Raw genomic sequence first — 24,001 nt, 5'->3', positions numbered from 1 at the left:
GATGGCCGCGCCAATGTCCTTGCCGCTGAGCCAGGCCAAAGCCGCGCCGCGTGCTGGCGTTGCCTTGGGCGACCGGTTGTTCGTCGTCGGCGGCAAGAGCCTGCTGCTGATCCTGTTGGTGCTGGCCGTGCTGATGCCGCTGCTGGCGATCTTCTGGCGTGGCTTCAGCGCGGACGCGGGCCAGGGTGGCGGCTTGCTGGCAGCCAGGGAGCTGTTCGCCAGCGACAACTTCCACTGGTTGCTGGGCAACAGCCTGTCGGTGGCTTTCACCGTCGCGGCCATTGTGGTGCCGCTGGCCTACCTGTTTGCCTATGCCCTGCAACGTACGCTGATCCCGGCCAAGGGCCTGTGGCGGGGGATTTCGCTGCTGCCGCTGCTTGCCCCGTCGATGCTGCCGGCCATCGCTTTGGTCTACCTGTTCGGTAACCAAGGGCTGCTACGCGGGTTGCTCAGCGACAACATCTACGGCTTCTGGGGCATCGTGCTGGGGGAGGCCATCTACACCTTCCCGCATGCGCTGATGATCCTGCTGTCGGCGCTGTCGCTGGCCGATGCTCGGCTATTCGATGCTGCCTCCAGCATGGGCGCCGGCCCAGGTCGGGCGTTCACCAGCATCACCTGGCCGGCCACGCGCCAGGCGGTGTTTGCGGCGTTCTGCCTGGTGTTCACCCTGACCATCACCGACTTCGGTGTGCCGGTGGTGGTCGGTGGCGACTATCAGGTGCTGGCGCTGGAGGCCTACAAGGCGGTGGTCGGCCAGCAACAGTTCGGCCGTGGTGCGCTAATCGGCATGGTGCTGCTGTTGCCGGCCCTGTTCAGCTTCAGCGTCGACGCCTGGCTGCGCCGGCGCCAGGGCGACGCCATGAGCGGCCGCGCCCAGGTGTTCGAACCCAAGCCATCGCGTGGCCGCGATGCCTGCTTCCTGGCCCTCGTGCTGCTGGTGTGTGCGGCATTGCTGCTGGTGATCGGCATGGCGGTGTATTCGTCGCTGGTCACTTTCTGGCCATACAACCTGTCGTTGTCGCTGCGTCACTACATGTTCGAAGACACCGCCGGTGGCGGCTGGCTGGCCTACCGCAACAGCGTGACCATGGCCATCGGCACCGCGCTGATCGGCAGCATCGTGATTTTCACCGGTGCCTACCTGATGGAGAAGACCCAAGGGCAGCGCCTGCTCAACCAGGTGCTGCGCCTGCTCAGCTTTATCCCCATGGCCTTGCCGGGCCTGGTGCTGGGCCTGGGCTACGTCTTCTTCTTCAACCTGAACGGCAACCCGCTGCATGTGCTGTACGGCAGCATGGGGCTGTTGGTGGTATGCACCATTGCCCATTACCTGACCACCGCGCAGATGACCGCAACCACCGCGCTGCGCCAGCTTGATGGCGAGTTCGAGGCCGCGGCGCTCTCGTTGAAGGCGCCGCTGTACAAGCACTTCGTGCGGGTCACAGTGCCGATCTGCCTGCCAGCGCTGCTGGACATCATCCGCTACCTGTTCGTTTCGGCGATGACCACGGTGTCTGCGGCGATCTTCCTGTACAGCCCCGACACCATCCTGGCTGCCGTTGCCGTGCTGAATATGGACGATGCCGGCAACGTTGGCGGTGCTGCTGCCATGTCCACCCTGATCCTGCTGACCAGTGCCGGCGCTTCACTGCTGCTGGCCGCAGCCTCACGCGGCCTGCTGCGCCGCTCCCAAGCCTGGCGCCAACGCGCCGCGACCGTCTGACCTGTAAGGAACCTATCCATGTACAAGCACCTTGCACTTGCCGCTGCTGTTTGCACCGTGTTCAGCCTGCAGGCTTCGGCCGCCGGTACCCAGCTGACGGTCTACACCGCACTGGAAGCCGAGCAGTTGAAGAGCTACAAGCAGGCCTTCGAGAAGGCCAACCCGGACATCGAGATCAAGTGGGTACGCGATTCCACCGGCATCATCACTGCCAAGCTGCTGGCCGAGAAAGACCGCCCGCAAGCCGACGCGGTATGGGGCCTGGCAGCGTCCAGCCTGGCCATTCTCGACCAGAACGGCATGCTAGAAGCCTACGCACCCAAGGACCTGGGCAAGATCTCCGGCAACTACCGGGACGCTGCCAACCCGCCGGCGTGGGTGGGCATGGACGTGTGGGCCGCAACCATCTGCTTTAATACCATCGAGGCCGAGAAGCAGGGCCTGAGCAAGCCGGTGAGCTGGCAGGACCTGACCAAGCCGGAGTACAAGGGCAAGATCGTCATGCCGAACCCGGCCTCGTCGGGTACCGGCTTCCTTGATGTGAGTGCCTGGTTGCAGACCTTTGGTGAGCCGCAAGGCTGGGCCTATATGGACGCACTGCACCAGAATATCGGCCAGTATGTTCACTCCGGCTCCAAGCCATGCAAGCTGGCGGCTGCGGGCGAGTTCCCGATCGGTATCTCGTTCGAATACCCGGCTGTGCAACTGAAGCGCCAGGGCGCGCCGCTGGACATCGTGTTGCCGAAGGAAGGCCTGGGCTGGGAGATCGAGGCGACTGCTGTGATCAAAGGCTCGCCCAAGGCGGATGCGGCCAAGCGCCTGGCTGATTTCTCGGCCAGCCCGGCGGCGATGGAGCTGTACAAGGAGAACTTCGCCGTGCTGGCCGCGCCGGGTATTGCCAAGCCACAGACCGAGCTACCGGCGGACTATGAACAGCGCCTGATCAAGAACGACTTTGCCTGGGCATCGAAGAACCGTGACCAGATTCTGGCCGAGTGGCGCAAGCGCTACGACGGCAAGTCGGAGAAGGTGGCCCAGCAGTGATTGAGTGAGGGCTGGCAGGGGTATGGCTTGCGTGGTGTGGCGCCTGTGAGATCGAGCGCCGCCCGCGCGGCGCTTCGCGGGGCAAGCCCGCTCCCACATTTGTTGCAACGTGGCCATGCCTGTGGAAGCGGCGTTGTCAGCCTTGGTGCATGCTTTGAAACTAGGGGAGGGCGGCGGCGGCGGCAGCCAAGTAATCGGGTCAAGCCATCAAGGCTTACAACTATGGCCTGACAGGTTTGGCACGTTGCAACAAATGTGGGCTTGCCCCGCGAAGCGCCGCGCGGGCGGCGCTCGATCTCACAGGCGATGGAAATGCATAGGCAAACGCCTGGCGGCCCTAATGCAATTTGCCAGAAACCATAGAATCTCCCACAGAGACCGCACACGCCTAAAAAACTGCGCTATCCCTGTGGAAGCGAGCTTGCCCGCGAAGAGGCCAGACCCTGCGGGCTCAGATCTGTGAAACCAATGCCTCCAACTGTTCCTGCCGCTCAGCCTGATTCAGCTTCGCCCCGGGGTTGAGGGTGGACCACTGTGGGTGCGCCCGCGCCTTCACCAGTGCTTCTGGCAACTTGCCCTCGCGCCATGCCTTCTCATCCAGCTCACCCAGCCTGATGCTGTCTTGCGCCGCATGCCCGCGGTTATCCAGCGCCACCATCAACTGCTGCTGACGCAAAGCCAGCAGGCGCAATACCGTGTCGTCCACGGTCAGCTCGCGTTTGCCCTTGAGCTTGCCCATCAACCGTGAGCCATAGTTACGCGCCGTCTGCAGCGCACCGCCGGCAATCGCCCCGGCCAGCGCTGCCGCGCCGAGGGTAAGCCCGCCGACCAGCAGATCGACCCCGGCGCCGGCTGCAGCGCCGGCCGCCACGCCGCTGCCCAGGCGCACGCCCAGCAGCTTCAGGGTTTCAGGATTGAACAGGTCATCGCCCCAGCGGCCATCGAGCAACGGCAGGTCGCTGGCATGGGCATCCTCGCGGCGGAAGGCATACAGCTTGAGCAGGGCTTCGACGCAACGCTGTTCACGTTGGCGTATGTCCTGGCGCAGGGCCTCTATGGCCTTGGCTTCGGCCGCTGGCTCGGCCTCGACGCTACGCCGGCAGGCGGCGCAGTCCAGCAGCAACTCGGCAATCAGCCGCTTGCCACTGTGCTGGCGGGCCAGGCGCTGTGCCTGCTGGTCGTCGATCAGCCGCTGCAGGGCCGGGCGAGCATCCTCCAGCAGCAGGGCCAGGCTTTCATATAAGCGGCGCTCGCCATCCTCGGGCGGGGCCACGCTGTCGAACCGCACCAACGCGTGAAGCCCAAGCCGGGCAAGGGCTTCACGCCATTGCGGCTCGCGGTGCTGGTGGCTGGCGACGAAGTTGAGCACCGGCAGCAACGGCTTGCCGCAGCTGGCCAGCACTTCCAGTTCGTCGCGGTACTTGGCCAGCACCGGCTCGCGGGCGTCGATTACATATAGGCCGGCATCGCTGGCCAGCAACTGGCGCAGCACCTTGGCCTCCTGCTCGAAGCGCTGGCGCGCCTCGCTGCCTTGCAGAAAGCGCTCCAGGCGGGCCGGGCCGTCCAGGCGCTCGCCCGGGCGCTCCAGCCGCTCCAGGTAGTCGAGCAGGGCAATGGCGTCCTCCAGGCCCGGGGTGTCGTACAACTCCAGCAAGGGTTCGCCGTCCACCGACAAGCGCGCACCTTCTACATGGCGGGTGGTGCTGGGGCGGTGGGACACTTCGCCAAAGCTTACGTCGCGGGTCAGCGTGCGCAGCAGCGAGGTCTTGCCGACGTTGGTATGGCCGACCACGGCCAGTTTCAGTGGCTCAGTCATGGCCATGCTCCAGCCAGGTCAGTGGTGAGGTGTCGGCGTGCTGCAGGCCAAGGCGGTCGAGGGCTTCGTGCCAATCGCCCAGGCGCTGGGCATCAACAGCGTGGCCGGGTGCGGACTGCAGCAGCCAGATACGGGTTGCGCCGGCATTGCGCGCCAGTTCGGCGAGCAACGCCAGGCTGCCGCGGTCGGGCGAGCGCCGGGGGTCGCAGGCGATGGCCAGGCGTGCCGGGGGGAAGCGGCTGAGTTGTTCGAGCAGCCTGTTGCGCGATTCGCGGCTGTCGAGCACGCCAGCATCGATCACGCTGTTCGGCAGGGCGGGCGGCCAGGGGCGCTGGTCGTCCAGTTCCAGGCCCACCAGCAGGGCACCGCTGCTGCCGCTTTCCAGCTGGCCGGCGGCAAACTGTGGCAGGGCCTCGGGCGCGGCATCCTGCACGCCGATGCGTTCGCTGCGCGGCATCAGTGCATCACGCAGTTGCGCGTAGCCGGGCAGGCTCAAGTCCAGTGCCAGGCGCTCGCGGCCTTGGCGCCAGCGCCACAGGCACAATGCAGCCAGTACCAGGCGTGGTAACAGGCCATACACCAGCACCACCCCCAGCAACCAGCTGGCCCAGGCCTGTCGGGCTTGCTCCAGGGCCGGCAAGGTGTCGCCGCTGGCGCGGATCATGGCTTCGTCAGGCACGGCAAAGCCCAGCAGCGAAGGCAGGGCGCCCAGGGCTTGGGTCAGGTGGATGAACGGGTCGGCGGCAAGCAGCGTGGTTTCCCAGACAAAGCCATAGCGCCGGGTCGCCAGCAAGGCCAGCAGCATGCCCAGGGCGGTGAGCATGGCCAGCAGCCACAGGCCATGCACCAGCAGGCCGAGCAGCCAGCGGTTCAGGCGTTGGCGTTGCAGCAGCACAAGCAGCGCAGGTGCCAGGTGTGCGGCCTTGGCATCGCGGGCAAAGCGTTCACTCAGCCATAGCCACAAGCGGCCCAGCCCTGCGCCATGCTCGCCGCTTACGGCAAAACCGATGGCCCAGCCCAGCAGCATCAGCAGGTTCAGCCCGAGCAGGCTGCCCAGGGCCCAGAACACGTTCACCGGCCGCTGCCCGTCGCCCAGGGCGGCCAGGGCCAGGCCCGCGCCGCTGAGCACGGCCATCAGCAGCAAGGCCAGCAGCGCCAGGCGCGCGCCTTGCTTCCAGTGGCGCAGGGCGGTGCTCATGCCATCGCGTTCGGCCAGGAACAGTGCACGGGTTTCGATGCGGGCCGCCAGGTCGCCGCCCAATTGGCGGGCGCGACGGTTGGCTTCCTGGTCCTCCAGGGGGCCGGCGTGTTCCTCGCGCAGGCGTACCGCTTCGGTGAGCCAGCGCTTGTCCAGTGGAGTCGGTCCAGTCACAAGGTCTTCCATTGCACGGTTCAGGGCAGAAGCATAACCCACCGCGGGTTTGCTATCCTCGCTGCATGACGACTTCACTCCCCCTCAGCCTGATTGCGGCGCTCGCCGAGAACCGCGTGATCGGCATCGACAATTCCATGCCCTGGCATTTGCCGGGGGATTTCAAGTACTTCAAGGCCACCACCCTGGGCAAGCCAATCATCATGGGCCGCAAGACCTGGGACTCCCTGGGCCGACCGCTGCCGGGGCGTTTGAATATCGTGGTCAGCCGCCAACCGGGCCTGGAATTGGCGGGTGCCGAGGTTTTCGCCTCGCTGGAAGACGCGATTGTGCGCGCCGGGCAGTGGGCACGCGAGCAGGGCGTGGATGAGCTGATGCTGATCGGCGGCGCGCAGTTGTATGCACAGGCGCTGGAGAAAGGCTTGGTGAGCCGTATGTACCTGACTCGGGTGGAGCTTGAGCCGGAAGGTGATGCGTGGTTCCCCGAGTTCGACAAAGGGGAGTGGCAACTGGCGTCGAGTGAAGCGCAGGCAGAGGCGGACAAGCCTGCGTATCACTTCGAGGTGTGGAACAAGGTGTGATGATTCTGGGGCCGCATTAGCGGCCCCAGCCGTTTCAGGAGTGGCTCAACTCGGCGTGCTCATCGTCAGCCAGCACATCCTTGTCTGTCTCCTTGAGCAGTTGGCTGGTCACCACGCCTGCGGTCATCGAGCCATTGACGTTCAACGCCGTGCGGCCCATGTCGATCAGCGGCTCCACCGAAATCAGCAACGCCACCAGCTCCACCGGCAAGCCCATGGCTGGGAGCACGATCAGCGCGGCAAAGGTGGCCCCGCCACCCACGCCGGCAACCCCTGCAGAACTCAGCGTGACGATGGCCACCAGGGTAGCGATCCACAGCGGGTCGAAGGTATCGATGCCCACCGCCGGTGCCACCATCACCGCCAGCATGGCGGGATAGAGGCCAGCGCAGCCGTTCTGGCCAATGGTGGTGCCGAACGATGCGCTGAAGCTGGCAATCGACTGCGGCACACCCAGGCGGCGGGTTTGCGCTTCGATGTTCAGCGGAATGCTGGCGGCGCTGGAGCGGCTGGTGAAGGCGAAGGTCAGCACCGGCCACACCTTGCGGAAGAAGCGCAGCGGGCTCACACCGGTCGCCGCCAGGATGAGGGCATGCACCACGAACATCAGCCCCAGGCCCAGGTACGACACCACCACGAAGCTGCCCAGCTTGAGGATGTCTTCCATGTTCGAGCTGGCAACCACCTTGGTCATCAACGCCAGCACGCCATACGGGGTCAGTTTCATTACCACCCGCACCAGGCGCATCACCCAGGCTTGCAGGGTGTCGATGGCCGACAGGGCGCGCTCGCCTTTCTCGGCATCGTCCTTGATCAGCTGCAGCGCGGCCAGGCCGACGAACACGGCGAAGATCACCACGCTGATGATCGACGTCGGCTTGGCCCGCGCCAGGTCACCCACCGGGTTGCTGGGGATGAACGACAGCAGCAGCTGCGGGATGTTGAGGTCGGCGACCTTGCCGGCGTAGTCGCTGTGGATAACCTGCATGCGGGCGCTTTCCTGCACACCGGCCACCAGGCCTTCGGCACTCAGGCCGAACAGGTTGGTCAGCACGATGCCGATCAGCGCGGCAATGGCGGTGGTCAGCAGCAGGGTGCCGATGCTCAGCACGCTGATGCGGCCCAGCGACGAGGCATTGTGCAGGCGCGCCACGGCGCTGAGGATCGAGGCGAAGATCAGCGGCATGACGATCATCTGCAACAGGCCCACATAGCCGTTGCCGACCAGGTCAAGCCAGGCGATGGTGGCCTTGAGCACGGGGTGGCCAGCGCCGTAGATCGTGTGCAGGGCCAGGCCGAAGACGACGCCCAGCACCAGGCCCAGCAGTACCTTCTTGGCCAGGCTCCAGTCGGTGCGGCGGGTTTGTGCCAGGCCCAGCAACAGGGCCAGGAACGCCAGCAGGTTTAGGGACAGCGGCAGGTTCATTGAAGCTCCAGCAGAAAAAAGCAGAATTGGCATCGCCTCTGTGAGCGATTGCGAACGGAAATGCTAACAGCCTGAAAACAAACGAATTTATACCCAAATGGAATTTGCATAGTCGTTTATGGAATAACGAAGTGTCGCGTATTGCAATGAACACGGCGTTTACGGCTGTCTGGAGGTCGTTATCGAGGGTTGCCAGGGGTGATTGTTGCACTAGCGTTTCTGGGTCACTTTCAGGAGATTCGTACATGAAATCCGCTGTGAAAGCTGCCGCCATCGGCCTGTCCCTGCTGTTCAGTATCGAAACCTTCGCCACCGAGCTCCAACATTGGCCTGCCGAAGCGGCCAGGCAGCTCGACAGCATGATCGCCGCCAATGCCAATAAAGGTAACTACGCGGTGTTCGACATGGACAACACCAGTTACCGTTATGACCTGGAAGAAGCCTTGCTGCCCTTCATGGAAAACAAAGGCCTGCTGAGCCGCGACAAGCTCGACCCTTCGCTGAAACTGATGCCGTTCAAGGACACTGCCGAGCACAAGGAAAGCCTGTTCAGCTACTACTACCGGTTGTGCGAAGTCGACGATATGGTCTGCTACCCGTGGGTGGCCCAGGTGTTTTCCGGTTTTACCCTGAAGGAGTTGAAGGTGCAGGTGGATGAGCTGATGGCTTCGACCAAGCCCATCCCCAGCACTTATTACGAAGGTGACCAGGTCAAGGCCATCGAAGTACAGCCCCCCAAGGTCTTCAGGGGCCAGGCCGAGCTGTACAACAAACTGATGGAGAACGGCATCGAGGTCTATGTGATTTCTGCTGCCTCCGAGGAACTGGTGCGCATGGTCGCATCAGATCCCAAGTACGGCTACAACGTGAAGCCGCAGAACGTGATTGGCGTGAGTCTGCTGTTAAAGGACCGCAGCAATGGCCAACTGACCACGGCGCGCAAGCAGATCAGTGCCGGCCATTACGATGCCAAGGCCAATGAAGGGCTGGAGCTGACCCCGTATCTGTGGACCCCGGCTACCTGGATGGCGGGCAAGCAGGCGGCCATCCTGACCTACATCGATGAATGGAAGAAGCCGGTGCTGGTGGGCGGCGACACGCCGACCAGCGATGGCTACATGCAGTTCCACGGGGTGGATGTGGGCAAGGGCGGCATCCACCTGTGGATAAACCGCAAGGCCAAGTACATGGACCAGCTCAACGGCATGATTACCAGGAATGCGGCGGCGCAGGCCAAGGAAGGGTTGCCGGTGACGGCGGACAAGAACTGGGTGATCGTGACGCCGGAGCAAATCCAGTAGTTGTTGCGTTGTCTGTTCCGGCCTCTTCGCGGGCGTGCCCGCGAAGAGGCCGGAACAGGCATAAAAAAACCGGCACCCAGGGCGCCGGTTCTTCTTTCACGCTAGAAAAGCCTCAGAGCCCTTCGAGCATCGCCTTGTTGCGCACCGCACCTTTGTCGGCACTGGTCGCCAGCAGGGCGTAGGCCTTCAGCGCGGTGGTCACTTTGCGTGGGCGTACTTCAGCGGGTTTCCAGCCCTTCTTGTCCTGCTCGATGCGGCGCTCGGCCAGCGCTTCGTCGCTGACCAGCAGGTTGATCGAACGGTTAGGGATGTCGATCAATACCTTGTCGCCATCACGGACCAGGCCGATGGCGCCGCCAGCAGCAGCTTCTGGCGAGGCGTGGCCGATCGACAGGCCCGAGGTGCCGCCCGAGAAGCGGCCGTCGGTGAGCAGGGCGCAGGCCTTGCCCAGGCCTTTGGACTTCAGGTACGAGGTCGGGTACAGCATTTCCTGCATGCCCGGGCCGCCTTTCGGGCCTTCGTAGCGGATGATCACGATGTCGCCGGCTTTCACCTCGTCGGCGAGGATGCCGCGCACGGCGCTGTCCTGGCTCTCGAAGATTTTGGCGTTGCCCTCGAACACGTGGATCGACTCGTCGACACCGGCGGTTTTCACCACGCAACCGTCGACCGCGATGTTGCCGTACAGCACGGCCAGCCCGCCTTCTTGCGAGTAGGCGTGCTCGAAGCTGCGGATGCAGCCGTTTTCACGGTCGTCATCAAGGGTTTCCCAACGGGTCGACTGGCTGAATGCGGTCTGGGTCGGGATACCGGCAGGGCCGGCCTTGAAGAAGGTGTGCACGGCTTCGTCATCGGTCTGGGTGATGTCCCATTTGGCGATGGCTTCTTCCATGCTGCGGCTGTGCACGGTCGGCAGGTCGGTGTGCAGCAGGCCGCCACGGGCCAGCGAACCGAGGATGCTGAAGATGCCGCCGGCGCGGTGCACGTCTTCCATGTGGTACTTCTGGATGTTCGGCGCCACTTTGCACAACTGCGGCACTTTACGCGACAGGCGGTCGATGTCACGCAGGTCGAACGCGACTTCGCCTTCCTGGGCTGCGGCCAGCAGGTGCAGGATGGTGTTGGTCGAGCCGCCCATCGCGATGTCGAGCATCATGGCGTTTTCAAACGCCTTGAAGTTGGCGATGCTGCGGGGCAGCACCGACTCGTCGTTCTCGCCGTAGTAGCGCTTGCACAGCTCGACGATGGTGCGGCCGGCAGTGAGGAACAGCTGCTCGCGGTCGGCGTGGGTGGCCAGGGTGGAGCCATTGCCCGGCAGGGCCAGGCCCAGGGCTTCGGTCAGGCAGTTCATCGAGTTGGCGGTGAACATGCCGGAGCACGAACCGCACGTCGGGCAGGCACTGCGCTCGTATTCGGCGACTTTTTCATCGGAGGCCGAGGCATCGGCGGCGATGACCATGGCGTCGACCAGGTCCAGGCCGTGGCTGGCCAGCTTGGTCTTGCCGGCTTCCATCGGGCCGCCGGAAACGAAGATCACCGGGATGTTCAGGCGCAGGGCGGCCATCAGCATGCCGGGGGTGATCTTGTCGCAGTTGGAGATGCACACGATGGCGTCGGCGCAGTGGGCGTTGACCATGTATTCCACGGCGTCGGCAATGATCTCGCGGCTTGGCAGCGAGTACAGCATGCCGTCGTGGCCCATGGCGATGCCGTCATCGACCGCGATGGTGTTGAATTCCTTGGCCACGCCACCGGCGCGCTCGATCTCGCGGGCGACCAGCTGGCCCAGGTCCTTCAGGTGCACGTGGCCCGGGACGAACTGGGTGAACGAGTTGGCGATGGCGATGATCGGTTTCTTGAAGTCTTCGTCTTTCATCCCGGTGGCACGCCACAAGGCACGGGCGCCGGCCATGTTGCGGCCTTGGGTGGAAGTCTTGGAACGATAATCAGGCATGAAGCACTCCTGGCGGCTTAATCAGGTCACAAAAAGGGGAGTGAGCTTCTCTTTTCCTATGCGCCTTAGGCCGGTTGCCACTGGCACGGATGGGGCCGAAGACAGCACGGGATCGCCGCGTGCTCGACCAGAGCTCATAAACCCGCCGGGGATGACTGGCGATGAATAGCCCGATTCTACACCGCTGGCGCGGCGAGGGAATGGCGATGTGTCTGGGCGGTGGCATCGGGCGCGCGATGGGCGTTTTTGCAGGACCGTTCTGAAACCCGCCCCGTGGCGCTGACAAGCAGTGCACTCCAAGCCTTAAGCTGCCTTGAAAGGCCAGCTGCTATCGGCTTGCCACGAACCCATAGCTGCAGCTGAATGCGGTGTTAAGCGCTTTTTATAACGATTGAGCGCGTGTGAGATGAGCAGGTGGCTGCTGGGGTGCGTACCAGTGCCACTAGTTTAAAACTTGACATGTAATCAAGGTTGGGTTTTGAAAGCGTGTGCTCTACCGTTTCTGTGGGCTCACTTATTTTTTTGTGAGCAATTTCATTTTTACGCGAAGCACTGTTCAGGGCCAGTAAAAAAACTTCATCGCCCGCTATCAGCTCGGCGCTCAATGCTGTGGTAAAAGCATATTTCCCTGGGCTGCTCTCAACAGCACTCATCTGGGCGGGGGAGTAGGCGTCCTCCGCGTACATGTGGGTCGGGTTCGGAGCCAATACCTGAGCTTCGCTCCAGAAGCTGACAGAGGGGGAAGTGCGTGCCTCGCCGTCACGGACGACTTGATAAATAATGTGCACTTCGCCGCCGTTGGTGGGGAACGCCAATTCTTTTCCAATGGCTATTTCGAGTGGTTGCCCCACGTCGCCGAATTGTTCTTCAAGTATTCCACTGGCGAGAGGGTGGGACCCTACAAAGAACAGCCGAATGGTATCGGATGGTGTGGCGCCAGGGTACACGGGTATCGTAACGCTGAACCCATTTTTTACAGCGTCCCAAGGCAGCACGCCTTCTACGATGTCTTTTGCAACAGGATGATAGAGCTCTGCACCGAAATCATACGTGGTGGTCGGTGATGTATTGCCAGTTCTAACGATTATGTAATTTAACGTGACGCGGCGCCCATGCTGCTCATTCAGCCGTTCGCCGGATATGAAATGTTCGATTGTTTCCCCGGGCGCTTCACAATCTAATAATATAAAGCTGCTTATCTGGCCCACGTTTATGACGATGTGGTCGCCTTTCTGGAATACGCTCGACCCTGGAATCAGGATGGTTATGCCTTGGTTTAGTGTTTCAAACGGTAAGAAGTTATCGCTGTTGGCTTCTTTAATGGTTGGGGCTTCCAGCCCTTGGTGGTGATGGTTATTTCTCATTGCCGTTTTCTCCAATTTTCCCGGGTGGCTGGGCTTATTGGAATCCGGTGAGGGGGCGAAGACAACTGGCAGAAATGCCAGGCGTAGGCCGTTAATCGACACTGCTGTACGAAATATGGGAAGGGCCTCGGCTGTGCAGGCCGAGGCCGTAATCGTCGTTTCGGGAAACTAAACGGAATTCCCGGAACCCTTACTTAACTGTTGGGCAGCAACCGGCAGGTGATGCTCTTGATGTAGCGGGTTTCTGCAATGGCCGGGTGTACCGGATGGTCCGGGCCTTGGCCACCGCGCTCGAGCAGCTGCATGTTGCGGTCCAGGTGGCGGGCGCTGGTGAGCAGGATGTTGTTCAGGTCGTCCTCGGGCAAGTGCATCGAGCACGAAGCGCTGACCAGAATGCCATCTTTGTTCAGCATGCGCATGGCCTGTTCGTTCAGGCGGCGGTAGGCCGCTTCGCCGTTTTTCAGGTCCTTCTTGCGTTTGATGAAGGCGGGTGGGTCGGCAATGATCACGTCAAAGCGCTCTTCGGCAGCCTTGAGCTCGCGCAGGGCTTCGAACACGTCGCCTTCGATGCAGGTCAGCTTCTCGCTGATGCCGTTCAGTGCAGCGTTACGCTCCACGCCATCCAGGGCAAAACCCGAGGCATCGACACAGAATACTTCGCTGGCGCCGAAGGCACCGGCCTGCACGCCCCAGCCACCGATGTAGCTGAACAGGTCGAGTACACGCTTGCCCTTCACGTACGGCGCCAGGCGCGCGCGGTTCATGCGGTGGTCGTAGAACCAGCCGGTCTTCTGGCCTTCACGCACCGGGGCTTCGAACTTGACGCCGTTCTCTTCCAGCGGCACCCAGTCCGGCACCTCGCCGTAGACGGTCTCGACATAGCGCTGCAAGCCTTCGGCATCACGCGCAGCGGAGTCGTTCTTGAACAGGATGCCGCTGGGCTTGAGCACCTGCACCAAGGCAGCGATCACGTCATCCTTGTGCGCTTCCATGGTGGCCGAGGCCAATTGCACCACGAGGATATCGAAGAAGCGGTCGACCACCAGGCCCGGCAGCAGGTCGGAATCGCCGTAGACCAGGCGGTAGCATGGTTGATCGAACAGGCGCTCGCGCAGCGACAGGGCGACGTTCAGGCGGTGTACCAGCAGCGACTTGTCCAGCGGCAGCTTGATGTCGCGCGACAGCAGGCGGGCGCAGATCAGGTTGTTCGGGCTGAGTGCGACGATGCCCAGCGGTTTGCCGTTGGCTGCCTCGAGAACGGCCTGCTGACCGGCCTGAAAGCCTTGCAGCGGGGTCGCGGTGACGTCGACTTCGTTGCTGTAGACCCACAGGTGGCCGGCGCGCAGGCGGCGGTCGGCGTTGGCTTTGAGGCGAAGGCTGGGCAGGGACATGACGTCGCTCCGGGAAAAAAGAGCGGGAGTATAGCGTGTCTGCGGTGCTTTCGCCTTTAGAGGTGCAGCGCCTGGGAGATCGAGCGCCGCGCGGGTGGCGCTCAATCTCGCAGCCGCTGCACCTGTCACGGCGAGCGCAGAGAGGGTTAAAATCCCCGGTCCTAAACGAGTGTGCACGTATGTCCCAAGAACTCAGCGCCGAACAGATCCAGCAAGCCTTGCAAGGCATCACCATTCCGCCGCAACCGCAGATCATGGTCGACCTGCAGTTCGAGCAATACATGCCTGACCCGGATCTGGAAACCATTGCCAAGCTGATTTCCCAGGACCCGGGGCTCTCGGGCGCCTTGCTCAAGCTGGTCAACTCCCCGCACTTCGGCCTTTCCAACAAGATCGGCTCGATCCAGCGCGCAGTGAACCTGCTGGGCAGCCGTTCGATCATCAACCTGATCAACGCCCAGTCGATCAAGGGCGAGATGAGCGACGAGACCATCGTCACCCTCAACCGCTTCTGGGATACCGCCCAGGACGTGGCGATGACCTGCCTGACGCTGGCCAAGCGCACCGGTGTCCAGGCCGCGGACGAGGCTTACACCCTGGGCCTGTTCCATGACTGTGGCGTGCCGCTGATGCTCAAGCGCTTCCCCGACTACATGGATGTGCTGGTGCAGGCCTATGCTCAGGCCAGCGCGCAAACGCGGGTCGTCGACACCGAAAACCGCGTGTTCAACACCAACCATTCGGTAGTCGGTTATTTCACCGCCAAGTCGTGGCGCCTGCCTGAGCACCTCACGGCAGCCATCGCCAACCATCACAATGCACTGGCCGTGTTCCGTGATGAGAGCTCGCGCAATACCCAGAGCCAGTTGAAAAACCTGCTGGCGGTACTGAAGATGGCCGAGCACATCTGCGCGTCCTACCGGGTGCTGGGCAACCAGGCGGTGGACCACGAATGGAACGCGGTCGGCCCGCTGGTGCTCGATTACATTGGCTTGTCGGAATACGATTTCGAAAACCTCAAACAGAACATTCGCGAGCTGAGCGGGCACTGACACATGCCGGAATTGCCAGAAGTAGAAACCACCCGGCGCGGTATCGCGCCCCACCTGGAAGGCCAGCGTGTCAGCCGCGTGGTGGTGCGTGACCGGCGCTTGCGCTGGCCAATCCCGGAAGACCTGGACGTGCGCCTGTCGGGGCAGCGCATTGTCAGTGTCGAGCGGCGCGCCAAATACCTGTTGATCAATGCCGAGGTGGGTACGCTGATCAGCCACCTGGGCATGTCGGGCAACTTGCGGCTGGTCGAACTGGGTTTGCCGGCGGCCCGGCATGAACATGTCGACATCGAGCTGGAGTCGGGGCTGATGCTGCGCTACACCGACCCGCGCCGCTTCGGGGCCATGCTGTGGAGCCTGGACCCGCTGAACCACGAGCTATTGCTGCGCCTCGGGCCAGAGCCGCTGACTGATCTGTTTGACGGTGAGCGCCTGTTCCAGCTGTCGCGCGGGCGGTCGATGGCGGTCAAGCCGTTCATCATGGACAACGCGGTGGTGGTGGGGGTGGGCAACATCTACGCCACTGAAGCGCTGTTTGCTGCAGGTATCGACCCGCGTCGGGAGGCGGGCGGGATTTCACGGGCGCGCTACCTGAAGCTGGCGATCGAGATCAAGCGGGTGCTGGCGGCGGCGATCGAGCGCGGCGGTACCACCCTGCGCGACTTCATCGGGGGCGATGGGCAGCCGGGTTACTTCCAGCAGGAACTGTTTGCGTACGGCCGTGGCGGGCAGCCGTGCAAGGTGTGCGGCACGGAGTTGCGCGAGGTGAAGCTGGGGCAGCGGGCGAGCGTGTATTGCCCGCGCTGCCAGCGCTAAGGTGTATCGCTGTCCCCTGTGGGAGCGGCCTTGTGTCGCGATGGGGCGCGAAGCGGCCCCATTGGTTTAGCTTCGCAGCAAAAATTGCCGGGGCCGCTGTGCGGCCCATCGCGACGCAAGGCCGCTCCCACAAGGACCGCACAGAGGCGAGCAGGCAGTGATCAGTCCTTGCCGGTAATCCGACGGTACTTGGCCATCAGCTGTTCTTCGGTTTCCGGGTGCGCTTCATCCAGCGGAATGCAGTCGACCGGGCAGACTTGCTGGCACTGCGGCTCGTCGTAATGGCCCACACACTGGGTGCACAGGTTAGGGTCGATCACGTAGATCTCTTCGCCTTGGGAGATGGCCTCGTTCGGGCACTCGGGTTCGCAGACGTCGCAATTGATGCAATCGTCGGTGATTATCAGGGACATGGGGACTCCGGCCGGGGCTCAGTGCCCGGGCATGTTCAACGCAATGGGCACAATTGTGCCGCATTCGCGCCCGCAGTGCACGCGGGCGCGATAATCAGGCGATTGGGCTTACTTCTTGAAGCGTTCAGTCAGCGCTTCGGCCACCACCGGGTGGACGAACTTGCTGATATCACCACCCAGTGCGGCGATTTCCCGGACCAGGGTCGAGGAAATGAACGAATACCGCTCCGAAGGCGTCAGGAACAGGCTCTCGACATCGGGGGCCAGTTGCCGGTTCATGTTCGCCAACTGGAACTCGTACTCGAAGTCGGACACCGCACGCAGGCCACGGAGGAAGACGTTGGCGCCCTGTTCCTTGGCGAAATGCGCCAACAGGGAGGAGAAGCCGATGACTTCGACATTGGGCAGGTGCTTGGTGACCTCACGCGCTAGCGCCACCCGCTGCTCCAGTGGGAACAGGGGGTTTTTCTTCGGGCTGGCCGCCACCGCGATGATCACGTGGTCGAACAGCCGCGAGGCGCGCTCGACCAGGTCGCCATGGCCTTTGGTAATGGGGTCGAAAGTACCCGGGTACAACACTCGGTTCATCGCGTCATCCTGGCTGGAGTGCGTTGGGGAGTCGGATGGTAGCGCAGCGACTGCGCCCGGCCAAGTCATGCGGCCAGCTGATGGCACTATAGACAGGGGCCGCAATCGTTGTCATGCACTGTGTGCCAGGCGGGCAATCAGGGCCTCGGTGAGCCTGGCACTGATGGCATACGGTGCACAGGCAGGCGCTCAGCGGATGAAAAGCTTGTAGACCAGGCGCTGCAAAGTTTTGCCGTAAGGCGGGTAGATCAGCCGTGCGGCGTTGAAGCGGTGCTTGGCGAGTATCGCCTTGGCCTTGCTGAAGGTCAGGAAACCGTCGTGGCCATGGTAGTGGCCCATGCCGGAAGGGCCGATGCCGCCGAAAGGCAGATCGTCCTGGGCTACATGCAGCAGGGTGTCGTTCAGGCAAACCCCGCCAGAGTGGGTGTGGCGCAGCACATGTTCCTGGGCGGCCCGGTCATGACCGAAGTAGTAAAGCGCCAGAGGGCGCGGGCGTTGGTTGATGTAGGCCAGCGCCTGGTCGAGGCTGTCGTAGGGCACCAGTGGCAGCAGCGGGCCGAAGATTTCGTCCTGCATTACCTGCATGCTGTCGTTGACGTCCAGCAGCAGGTGGGGTGGCAAGCGCCGGCCCTGGCGGGTTTCAGCGGGGTACAGGTCCAGTACCTGCGCACCTTTGTCGCGGGCATCGTCCAGCAGGTGCTGCAAGCGCTGAAGCTGGCGGGGGTTGATGATGGCGGTGTAGTCGGGGTTGTCGGCGATGTGTGGGTACATACGCCGCACGGCCTGCTGATAGGCGTCGCTGAAGGCTGATAGCCGTTCGCGTGGCACCAGCACATAGTCGGGGGCGACGCAGGTCTGGCCGGCGTTGAGGGTCTTGCCGAAGGCGATGCGCTCGGCGGCGCTGTCCAGCGGCACATCGGCCGACACGATGGCCGGTGACTTGCCGCCCAGCTCCAGGGTGACCGGGGTCAGGTTCTGCGCGGCAGCCAGCATGACCTGTCGGCCTACGCTGGTGGCGCCGGTGAACAGCAGATGGTCGAAGGGCAAGCGGGCGAAGGCCTGGCCCACCTCTACCTCGCCCAGCACAACGCTGACCAGGTCGGCAGGAAACACTTGCTCCAGCAATTGTTTCAAGGCTTGGGCACTGGCGGGTGTAGCTTCACTGAGTTTGAGCATGACTCTGTTGCCGGCGGCCAGGGCGCAGGTCAGCGGGCCGATGGCGAGGAACAGCGGGTAGTTCCACGGCACGATGACACCGACCACCCCCAGCGGCTGATAACGTACTTGAGCGCTGGCCGGCTGGAAGGCCAGGCCGACCCGTCGCCGGCTGGCGCGCATCCAGCGATGCAGGTGCCTTTCGGCGTGACGCAGGCCCTGTATCGAGGGCAGCAGCTCGGCCAGCAGGGTTTCGTCGGCGCTACGCCCGCCAAAGTCCTCGCTGATGGCCTCGATCAATCCGGCCTGGCCGGCCAGCAGGGCTTCGCGCAGGCTTCTCAGCCATTGCAGGCGCTGGGCAGCCGGCGGCAGGGGGTTGCCGGCAAATGCCTGGCGCTGGGCAGCGAACATCGCTGCGAGGTCGAGGTCGGATTGCACTGAGGACAAGGCACTGGGCGCGTTCATGGCGGCTTCGGATCCGGGCAGTGAGTGCCTAGAGCCTATACTCTAATCTGCACGATGGTGCGAATTTTTCCGTGGCGTCGAACGGTGCTTCCACCAGCAATACGCCGTAAGATGATCCTTTGATGAAGGCCCGCAGACTGGGAGCTGAGCATGGCCCCGCGCATGAAGACCCGAGAGCGCATCGTGCAGAACAGCCTGGAGTTGTTCAACGAGCAGGGCGAACGCAGCGTCAGTACCAACCACATTGCCGCGCACATGGAAATCTCGCCCGGCAATCTGTATTACCACTTCCCCAACAAGCAGGCGATCATTGCCCTGTTGTTCAGCCAGTATGAAGAACTGGTCGACAGCTTCCTGCGCCCGCCCCAAGGCCGCAAGGCCACCGTGGAGGACAAGCGCTTCTACCTCAAGGCCTTGTTGGCGGCGATGTGGAACTACCGCTTCCTGCACCGCGACCTGGAGCACCTGCTGGACAGTGACGCGGAACTTGCCGCCCGTTACCGGCGTTTTTCCGAGCGCTGCCTGCGCCAGGGCCAGGCGATCTACCGTGGCTTTGTCGACGCGGGGATCCTGGCCATGGTACCGGCGCAGATCGAATCGCTGACCATCAATGCCTGGATCGTGCTGACGTCCTGGGTTCGTTTTCTCAGCACCACGCGTGAGCATTCCGCGCATCTGGGTGAAGAAGCCTTCAAGCGGGGCGTCTATCAGGTGCTGGTGCTGGAACTGGGCTTCGTCACCGACAACGCCCGCGCCGCCGTGGACGGCCTGTGCCAGGAATTCCATGTACCGTTCAACCAGGCTCTGGAGCGCTAGCCCAGGGCCCTAGTGCCATCGATCAGGAGATTGTCATGCCCCTTGCGCAATTGATCACCCCGCAGCAGTTGGCCGAGCGATTGGGCTCGCCCAAGTTGGTGGTCCTCGACTGTCGCTTTGCCCTCGAGGATGTGGACTATGGCCAACGCAGCTATGCCCAGGGGCATATTGCCGGGGCGCATTTTGCCGACCTGGACCGCGACCTGAGCGGGCCGGTGAGCAAGGGGCGCACCGGGCGTCATCCACTGCCAGATGCGCAGCGGCTGTTCGCGCGCCTGCGTGAGTGGGGCCTGGACAACGACAGCGAGGTGGTGCTGTACGACGATGGCCCGGGTGCCTTTGCCGCCCGGGCCTGGTGGCTGCTGGTCTGGCTGGGCAAGCGCAACGGTGTGGCTATCCTCGACGGTGGCCTGAAAGCCTGGCATGCGGCGCACCTGCCGTTGAGCCTGGACTCACCGCCCAAACGCGAAGGCACCTTCAGTGGTGAGCCGGATGCCAAGCTGCTGATCGATGCCGACCACTTGGGCAAGCGTCTCGGGAGCACAGACCTGACCTTGATCGACGCGCGAGCCGTGCCGCGTTTTCGCGGTGAGGTGGAGCCGATCGACCCGGTGGCGGGGCATATTCCCGGGGCCCAGTGCGCGGCGTTTACCGACAACCTGGGGGCTGATGGGCGCTTCTTGCCTGTGGATCAACTCAAGCAGCGCTTTGCCGAAAAGCTGGCCGGGCGGGCACCGGAGCAGTTGGTGTCTTACTGCGGGTCTGGGGTGACGGCTTGCCATAACCTGTTTGCGATGGCGCTGGCGGGGTACCCGCTGGGCAAGCTGTACGCCGGGTCGTGGAGCGAGTGGATCAACAACCCGCAGCATGCCGTAGCTACCGGCGAGTAAGCAGGCCCGGCGATCAGGCCGGTACTGCCAATGAAAACTGCGGTGCTTACTGGCCTTCGACCAGCCACTGCGGAATCCGCCGCTCCAGGTAATACCCTGGGTGACGCAGGCTGCCATCGACGAAGCCCACATGGCCACCGCGGCTGTGCAGTTCGAAGCGTGTTTGGGGTGCCAGTTCACGGGCCGTAGGCAGGCTATGGGCGGACACGAACGGGTCATCGCTGGAATGGATGATCAGCGTCGGCGTGCGGTTGTGGCTGAGAAAGAAGTGGCTCGATGAGCGACGATAATAATCGTGCACATCTCGAAACCCGTTGAGTGGGGCAGTGACTTTGCCGTCGAAGTCCCAGAATGTGCGCAGGTTGCTCAATTGCCCCAGCCGCTCCAGCGCCGCCAGCCGTTCATGCTGGCCCTGGTCGTGGAAGTGCCGCTGCTTGAGCTGAACGTACGCCAGCATCTCGCGCATGAAATGCGCCTGATACACCTTGGAGAACCCCTGGCCGATACGGTCGGCACAGTGGTCCAGGCGAAATGGCACCGACACTGCAACTGCCGCCTCCAGCTGGCTGGCAACGCCGCTTTCGCCCAGGTATTTCAACAGCACATTACCACCCAGTGAGTAACCCACGGCATACAGCGGGGCCAACGGGCGCTGGGCGCGCAGGTGACTGACAATTTCCGCCAGGTCTTCGCTGGCACCGGAGTGGTAGCTGCGTGGCAACAGGTTGGGCTCGCCTGAGCAACCACGCCAGTTCACCGCCACGCTGGCCCAGTTGCGACGTTGCAACGCCTGCTGCAAGCCTTTTACATAAGGTGATTGAGACGAACCGGTCAGCCCATGCAGCACGACTACCAGTGGCGCTTGTGGCTGATGCGGGCCGTGCCAGTCGAGGTCGATGAAGTCGCCGTCGGCCAGCCACAAGCGCTCGCGGTTGCGCTGCAGGTCTGGCAGTTTGCGCCACAGCGGCCCCCACAGCGTTTGCAGGTGGGGGTTGGACAGGCCGATGGCCGGACGGAAGGTGGCGCTTTGGCTGGGCATGCTGGGCAACTCGTGATGTGCCTGCCTAGAGTGCCATGAAAAAGCGCCACTGTACCTGCGCTATTGGTCGGTGGCTGGCAGCGGCTGTTGCTCGGCGCGTGGGCCGACACTGACACGTACTGCGTTGCTCAGATCCAGCCGACGCTGCATGACGGCGCGGACGTCTTCTGGTGTCAGGCTGGCGAGGCGCTCGATGCGGGTGGCGAGATAATCGGCGGGCTGGCGTTGATAGGTGATCTGCGTGAGCAAGGCTGCCAGGTGCTTGTTCTGTGCCACATCGCGCAGCAGTTGCCCTGCCAGCTGTTTACGCGCCACTTGCAGCTCGGCCTGGGTTGGCCCTTGGTCGATGAACTCGCGCAGCAAGGTCACCACCAGTTCTTGAGAGCCTTCGACATACGCGGGCGTGATGTCCCATTCGGCGCTGAACAGGCCACCCGCGCTCAATGCATTTACCCGGGTATGGATGCCATACGTCAACCCGCGGCGGTGCCGCAGTTCATTCATCAAGCGGGACGCGATTCCCGACCCTAGCACCTCGTTGGCCAGCACCATGGCCTGATATTCCGGATGATGGGCGGGTACGCCCATGGGTAACGCAATCAGGACGGCACTGCTCGCGCCAGGCTGTTCGACGTTGAGCGTGGTGCCGGCTGCCGGGGCAGCCGTCGGCAGCTCGATTGCGGACCAGCCTTGGGGTAGGGCCTGACTGATCCGTTGTGCAATGGCCTGGGCCTGTGCAACGGAAACGTCACCCACTATCACGATGTCCAGGTTGCTTGCGCAGTAGGCACGTTGGTGGAAGCGCTTCAGATCCTCAGGCGTAGTCTGGTCTATCCCTTGCTGGGTGCTCCCCAGCGGGTTGCCATATTGATGCCCACTGAACAAATGACGAAAGGCTTCGCTGCGCGCCCTAAGGCGGGGGTACTGCTCACGAGATGCATTGTGCCGCAGCAGTTGGCATTTTATCTTGGCTAACGCGTCGGCGGTGAAGGCAGGGCGTGCGACGAGGTCAATGAAAAGCGCCAGCGCCGGGTCGAACAGCGCATGGGTGCTCAGGCTTCGCAGGCTCAGGGTCGCGTGCTCCAGGCGTATCTGCTTTTCCAAAACAGCCCCCAGGCGCTCCAGTTGCTCTGCTTGCTGGGTGGCGGTGTGCAGCTGGCTGCCTTCGTCGAGCATGTACAACACCAGGGATGCCAGGCCGGGGAGTGCGGTGTCCTGAGTCGTGCCGGCCTTGAATCGCAGCACGATATCGACAATTGGCAGCCCTCGGGCTTCGACGAATTTCACACCTGTGCCGTTATCTGTGGTCCACGCTTGCACCTGCGTATCAATGGGTTCCAAGCGGTCAAGATCAACCCCCTGGGCCGAAACCAGGCCACCATGAACTGGACTGATCGCAGCAGGACGCTGTGGGTTTGAGCTCAAGTCATTCATCAGCGCTTGCCTTCTGGTACGTAAAGGTAATGGTGGTCCGGGATTCGGTCAGGAAGTCATAGGCAGCCAGGCCTACCTGCTCGGCTGTCACGGCTTCGATGGCTTGCCGTTCATCCTCCAGTGCAACAGGGTCCAGGCCACAGGCGGCCTGCTTGCCGATGGCATCTGCCTGGTGACTGATATCGTCCCTGTCGAATAATTGCCCGGCCAGAAGCCGTGCCTTGGCGCGCTGGAGGTCTTCTTTGCCGGGCGCTGACTGGCGGAACGCTTCGATCTCCATCAGCAGCCGTTCTGCCGCCGCCTCGGGTGCCACTTGCGGGCTGCAGAACGCGTAAATGATGAGCAGGCTGTCCCCACGCTGCCAGGGCTCGTACTTCGCCCCCACACCTTGCAGTAGCGGTTCATCGTGCACCAGCAGGCGCTGGAGGATGCTGGCTTGGCCTTGGGCAAGAATCTGGGGTAGCAGGCGCAGTGCATATGCTTGTGACTCAGACTGGGCGGTGCATTGACTGGGTAGGTTGAAACTGATGATCACACCCGTGCGCAGGCCTTGCTGGCGCAGGGTTTGGACGCGCCGAGCCAGCGAGGAGGGCTCTGCAGGTATTTGCCGGGCTGGCAGGCGATGCGCGGGGATCGCTGCAAAATGTCGCGTTACCAGCGTTTGCAGTTGCGCCAGTGTAATGGCGCCGGCCACTGCAAGCGTCGCGTTGTTGGGGTGATACCAGGTCTGGTACCAGGTGCGTGCCGCCGCAGGCGTCATGTGGCCAAGGTCGGTCTTGTGGCCGATCACAGGCGTACCATAGCCGCTGTTGCCATAGGCCAGCAGCAGATGATGCTCCAGAGCCAATGCCCACGGGTTGTTATCGACATCCTCGCGTCGTTCGGCCATGACAACCGCCAGTTCGCGGGCAAAGGGTGCATCGCTGAGGGTGGCACTGGCCATGATATCGGCCATGGCTTCCAGGGCGATCTCCAGGCGGCTGGCTGGCAACGTCAGCGGGAAGGCCGTGGCATCCGTGAGGGTGAATGCATTTGCCTCACCACCCAACTGGGTCATGAGGGCGGAGTATTGGCCGCCAGCCAGTTTGCTGCTGCCTTCGAACAACAAATGTTCAAGGGCATGCGAAAGGCCGGTATGGCCTTCGGGCTCGTAGCTGGAACCCACGTGATACCAAAGCTGCACGCTGACCAGAGGTGCGCGGTGGTCTTCACGCAGACAGACGCGCAGGCCATTGGCGAGGGTAAAAGCACTTACCCGGCTAGCCGGTGTGGGCGGGGAGGGGTGTTCGGTCATGGTTGAAGTGCTCCTTCAAGAAACAAAGGAGCAGCTTCAGCCACGCAGGCGGCGGGAATGCGGT

20 protein-coding genes are annotated in these 24,001 nt (G+C 62.9%); 8 read left to right on the top strand and 12 right to left on the bottom strand.

The features are described from left to right. Position 1: 1 nt before the first annotated feature. Both CKW35_RS14100 and CKW35_RS14095 read left to right on the top strand, forming a co-directional pair. Positions 2–1,726 (top strand): putative 2-aminoethylphosphonate ABC transporter permease subunit, encoded by a 1,725-nt coding sequence (locus CKW35_RS14100; RefSeq protein WP_095116185.1) that lies wholly within the window; start codon positions 2–4, stop codon positions 1,724–1,726. An 18-nt stretch (positions 1,727–1,744) separates the two neighbouring features. Further along, complete coding sequence (locus tag CKW35_RS14095) at positions 1,745–2,770, top strand: putative 2-aminoethylphosphonate ABC transporter substrate-binding protein (protein WP_016489674.1); 1,026 nt, start codon at positions 1,745–1,747, stop codon at positions 2,768–2,770. A gap of 451 nt (positions 2,771–3,221) precedes the next feature. On the opposite strand, the gene CKW35_RS14090 is transcribed toward CKW35_RS14095, so the two are convergent. Both CKW35_RS14090 and CKW35_RS14085 read right to left on the bottom strand, forming a co-directional pair. Then, a complete protein-coding gene (locus CKW35_RS14090) occupies positions 3,222–4,586 on the bottom strand; it encodes a GTPase/DUF3482 domain-containing protein (RefSeq protein WP_095116183.1) in 1,365 nt (454 codons plus the stop codon). Beyond that, a complete protein-coding gene (locus CKW35_RS14085; RefSeq protein WP_095116181.1) occupies positions 4,579–5,970 on the bottom strand; it encodes a DUF2868 domain-containing protein in 1,392 nt (463 codons plus the stop codon). Before CKW35_RS14085 ends, CKW35_RS14090 begins: the two co-directional genes overlap by 8 nt. A 53-nt stretch (positions 5,971–6,023) precedes the next feature. Here CKW35_RS14085 and CKW35_RS14080 point away from each other — a divergent pair, with 53 nt between their 5' ends. Beyond that, positions 6,024–6,539 carry a dihydrofolate reductase gene (locus tag CKW35_RS14080; protein ID WP_016489671.1) on the top strand — a complete coding sequence of 172 codons (516 nt, stop codon included), beginning with the start codon at positions 6,024–6,026 and terminating at the stop codon, positions 6,537–6,539. Positions 6,540–6,573: 34 nt separating this feature from the next. Here CKW35_RS14080 and CKW35_RS14075 read toward each other — a convergent pair whose 3' ends face one another. After that, the gene (locus CKW35_RS14075; protein ID WP_023048385.1) at positions 6,574–7,965 is read right to left on the bottom strand and encodes an L-cystine transporter; all 1,392 of its coding nucleotides are present in this window, start codon (positions 7,963–7,965) and stop codon (positions 6,574–6,576) included. A 245-nt stretch (positions 7,966–8,210) separates the two neighbouring features. Between CKW35_RS14075 and CKW35_RS14070 the strand changes: the two genes are divergently transcribed. Next, positions 8,211–9,266, top strand: coding sequence for a phosphorylcholine phosphatase (locus tag CKW35_RS14070; RefSeq protein WP_016489669.1), 1,056 nt, complete (start codon positions 8,211–8,213; stop codon positions 9,264–9,266). A 112-nt stretch (positions 9,267–9,378) separates the two neighbouring features. Here CKW35_RS14070 and ilvD read toward each other — a convergent pair whose 3' ends face one another. The 3 genes from ilvD to CKW35_RS14055 form a co-directional block, all read right to left on the bottom strand. Continuing rightward, positions 9,379–11,220: a dihydroxy-acid dehydratase gene (ilvD, locus tag CKW35_RS14065; RefSeq protein ID WP_016489668.1), complete on the bottom strand. Its 1,842-nt coding sequence runs from the start codon at positions 11,218–11,220 to the stop codon at positions 9,379–9,381. Between the two features lie 371 nt (positions 11,221–11,591). Beyond that, positions 11,592–12,584, bottom strand: a complete 993-nt coding sequence (locus tag CKW35_RS14060) for a hypothetical protein (RefSeq protein WP_095116179.1) — start codon at positions 12,582–12,584, stop codon at positions 11,592–11,594. Positions 12,585–12,778: 194 nt separating this feature from the next. Beyond that, a complete protein-coding gene (locus CKW35_RS14055; RefSeq protein ID WP_016489666.1) occupies positions 12,779–13,975 on the bottom strand; it encodes a class I SAM-dependent rRNA methyltransferase in 1,197 nt (398 codons plus the stop codon). A 233-nt stretch (positions 13,976–14,208) separates the two neighbouring features. Here CKW35_RS14055 and CKW35_RS14050 point away from each other — a divergent pair, with 233 nt between their 5' ends. Both CKW35_RS14050 and mutM read left to right on the top strand, forming a co-directional pair. After that, complete coding sequence (locus CKW35_RS14050; protein WP_172455958.1) at positions 14,209–15,027, top strand: HDOD domain-containing protein; 819 nt, start codon at positions 14,209–14,211, stop codon at positions 15,025–15,027. A gap of 3 nt (positions 15,028–15,030) precedes the next feature. Then, the gene (mutM, locus tag CKW35_RS14045) at positions 15,031–15,843 is read left to right on the top strand and encodes a bifunctional DNA-formamidopyrimidine glycosylase/DNA-(apurinic or apyrimidinic site) lyase (protein ID WP_016489664.1); all 813 of its coding nucleotides are present in this window, start codon (positions 15,031–15,033) and stop codon (positions 15,841–15,843) included. A 161-nt stretch (positions 15,844–16,004) separates the two neighbouring features. Here mutM and CKW35_RS14040 read toward each other — a convergent pair whose 3' ends face one another. The 3 genes from CKW35_RS14040 to CKW35_RS14030 all read right to left on the bottom strand — a co-directional run bounded on the left by CKW35_RS14040 (position 16,005) and on the right by CKW35_RS14030 (position 18,464). Continuing rightward, positions 16,005–16,256, bottom strand: a complete 252-nt coding sequence (locus CKW35_RS14040; RefSeq protein WP_016489663.1) for a YfhL family 4Fe-4S dicluster ferredoxin — start codon at positions 16,254–16,256, stop codon at positions 16,005–16,007. Positions 16,257–16,364: 108 nt separating this feature from the next. Beyond that, positions 16,365–16,844 carry a pantetheine-phosphate adenylyltransferase gene (gene coaD / locus CKW35_RS14035; RefSeq protein WP_016489662.1) on the bottom strand — a complete coding sequence of 160 codons (480 nt, stop codon included), beginning with the start codon at positions 16,842–16,844 and terminating at the stop codon, positions 16,365–16,367. 189 nt (positions 16,845–17,033) lie between these two features. Beyond that, entirely contained in the window at positions 17,034–18,464 is a 1,431-nt protein-coding gene (locus CKW35_RS14030) for a coniferyl aldehyde dehydrogenase (RefSeq protein ID WP_095116177.1), read from the bottom strand. A 150-nt stretch (positions 18,465–18,614) separates the two neighbouring features. On the opposite strand from CKW35_RS14030, the gene CKW35_RS14025 reads away from it, so the two are divergent. Together CKW35_RS14025 and CKW35_RS14020 are read left to right on the top strand one after the other, a co-directional pair. Next, positions 18,615–19,280: a TetR/AcrR family transcriptional regulator gene (locus tag CKW35_RS14025; protein WP_095116175.1), complete on the top strand. Its 666-nt coding sequence runs from the start codon at positions 18,615–18,617 to the stop codon at positions 19,278–19,280. A 35-nt stretch (positions 19,281–19,315) separates the two neighbouring features. Continuing rightward, positions 19,316–20,170, top strand: coding sequence for a sulfurtransferase (locus CKW35_RS14020; protein WP_095116173.1), 855 nt, complete (start codon positions 19,316–19,318; stop codon positions 20,168–20,170). Between the two features lie 46 nt (positions 20,171–20,216). Here the strand turns inward: CKW35_RS14020 and CKW35_RS14015 are convergent, their stop codons facing one another. The 3 genes from CKW35_RS14015 to CKW35_RS14005 are packed head-to-tail and all read right to left on the bottom strand — an operon-like array spanning position 20,217 to position 23,937. Beyond that, a complete protein-coding gene (locus tag CKW35_RS14015; RefSeq protein ID WP_016489658.1) occupies positions 20,217–21,209 on the bottom strand; it encodes a hydrolase in 993 nt (330 codons plus the stop codon). A gap of 60 nt (positions 21,210–21,269) precedes the next feature. Beyond that, complete coding sequence (locus CKW35_RS14010) at positions 21,270–22,643, bottom strand: pitrilysin family protein (protein ID WP_095116171.1); 1,374 nt, start codon at positions 22,641–22,643, stop codon at positions 21,270–21,272. Continuing rightward, positions 22,636–23,937 (bottom strand): pitrilysin family protein, encoded by a 1,302-nt coding sequence (locus CKW35_RS14005; protein WP_016489656.1) that lies wholly within the window; start codon positions 23,935–23,937, stop codon positions 22,636–22,638. The genes CKW35_RS14010 and CKW35_RS14005 overlap by 8 nt, the downstream gene beginning before the upstream one ends. Between the last annotated feature and the right edge of the window lie 64 nt (positions 23,938–24,001).

Origin of the sequence: Pseudomonas sp. Irchel 3F3 (assembly GCF_900187545.1) — a bacterium.
Lineage (GTDB): Bacteria > Pseudomonadota > Gammaproteobacteria > Pseudomonadales > Pseudomonadaceae > Aquipseudomonas > Aquipseudomonas fortuita.
The sequence above is the reverse complement of the archived record's forward strand: the minus strand, read 5'-3'. Positions and strand labels throughout refer to the sequence as shown.

Bases quoted from the DNA above. Each gene is read 5' to 3' on its own strand.
- CKW35_RS14005 (WP_016489656.1), bottom strand. From the start codon at position 23,937: ATGACCGAACACCCCTCCCCGCCCACACCGGCTAGCCGGGTAAGTGCT.
- CKW35_RS14090 (WP_095116183.1), bottom strand. From the start codon at position 4,586: ATGACTGAGCCACTGAAACTGGCCGTGGTCGGCCATACCAACGTCGGC.
- CKW35_RS14070 (WP_016489669.1), top strand. From the start codon at position 8,211: ATGAAATCCGCTGTGAAAGCTGCCGCCATCGGCCTGTCCCTGCTGTTC.
- CKW35_RS14030 (WP_095116177.1), bottom strand. From the start codon at position 18,464: ATGAACGCGCCCAGTGCCTTGTCCTCAGTGCAATCCGACCTCGACCTC.
- mutM (WP_016489664.1), top strand. From the start codon at position 15,031: ATGCCGGAATTGCCAGAAGTAGAAACCACCCGGCGCGGTATCGCGCCC.
- CKW35_RS14080 (WP_016489671.1), top strand. From the start codon at position 6,024: ATGACGACTTCACTCCCCCTCAGCCTGATTGCGGCGCTCGCCGAGAAC.
- CKW35_RS14020 (WP_095116173.1), top strand. From the start codon at position 19,316: ATGCCCCTTGCGCAATTGATCACCCCGCAGCAGTTGGCCGAGCGATTG.
- CKW35_RS14010 (WP_095116171.1), bottom strand. From the start codon at position 22,643: ATGAATGACTTGAGCTCAAACCCACAGCGTCCTGCTGCGATCAGTCCA.
- CKW35_RS14100 (WP_095116185.1), top strand. From the start codon at position 2: ATGGCCGCGCCAATGTCCTTGCCGCTGAGCCAGGCCAAAGCCGCGCCG.
- ilvD (WP_016489668.1), bottom strand. From the start codon at position 11,220: ATGCCTGATTATCGTTCCAAGACTTCCACCCAAGGCCGCAACATGGCC.
- CKW35_RS14085 (WP_095116181.1), bottom strand. From the start codon at position 5,970: ATGGAAGACCTTGTGACTGGACCGACTCCACTGGACAAGCGCTGGCTC.
- CKW35_RS14015 (WP_016489658.1), bottom strand. From the start codon at position 21,209: ATGCCCAGCCAAAGCGCCACCTTCCGTCCGGCCATCGGCCTGTCCAAC.
- CKW35_RS14060 (WP_095116179.1), bottom strand. From the start codon at position 12,584: ATGAGAAATAACCATCACCACCAAGGGCTGGAAGCCCCAACCATTAAA.
- coaD (WP_016489662.1), bottom strand. From the start codon at position 16,844: ATGAACCGAGTGTTGTACCCGGGTACTTTCGACCCCATTACCAAAGGC.
- CKW35_RS14095 (WP_016489674.1), top strand. From the start codon at position 1,745: ATGTACAAGCACCTTGCACTTGCCGCTGCTGTTTGCACCGTGTTCAGC.
- CKW35_RS14075 (WP_023048385.1), bottom strand. From the start codon at position 7,965: ATGAACCTGCCGCTGTCCCTAAACCTGCTGGCGTTCCTGGCCCTGTTG.
- CKW35_RS14055 (WP_016489666.1), bottom strand. From the start codon at position 13,975: ATGTCCCTGCCCAGCCTTCGCCTCAAAGCCAACGCCGACCGCCGCCTG.
- CKW35_RS14040 (WP_016489663.1), bottom strand. From the start codon at position 16,256: ATGTCCCTGATAATCACCGACGATTGCATCAATTGCGACGTCTGCGAA.
- CKW35_RS14025 (WP_095116175.1), top strand. From the start codon at position 18,615: ATGGCCCCGCGCATGAAGACCCGAGAGCGCATCGTGCAGAACAGCCTG.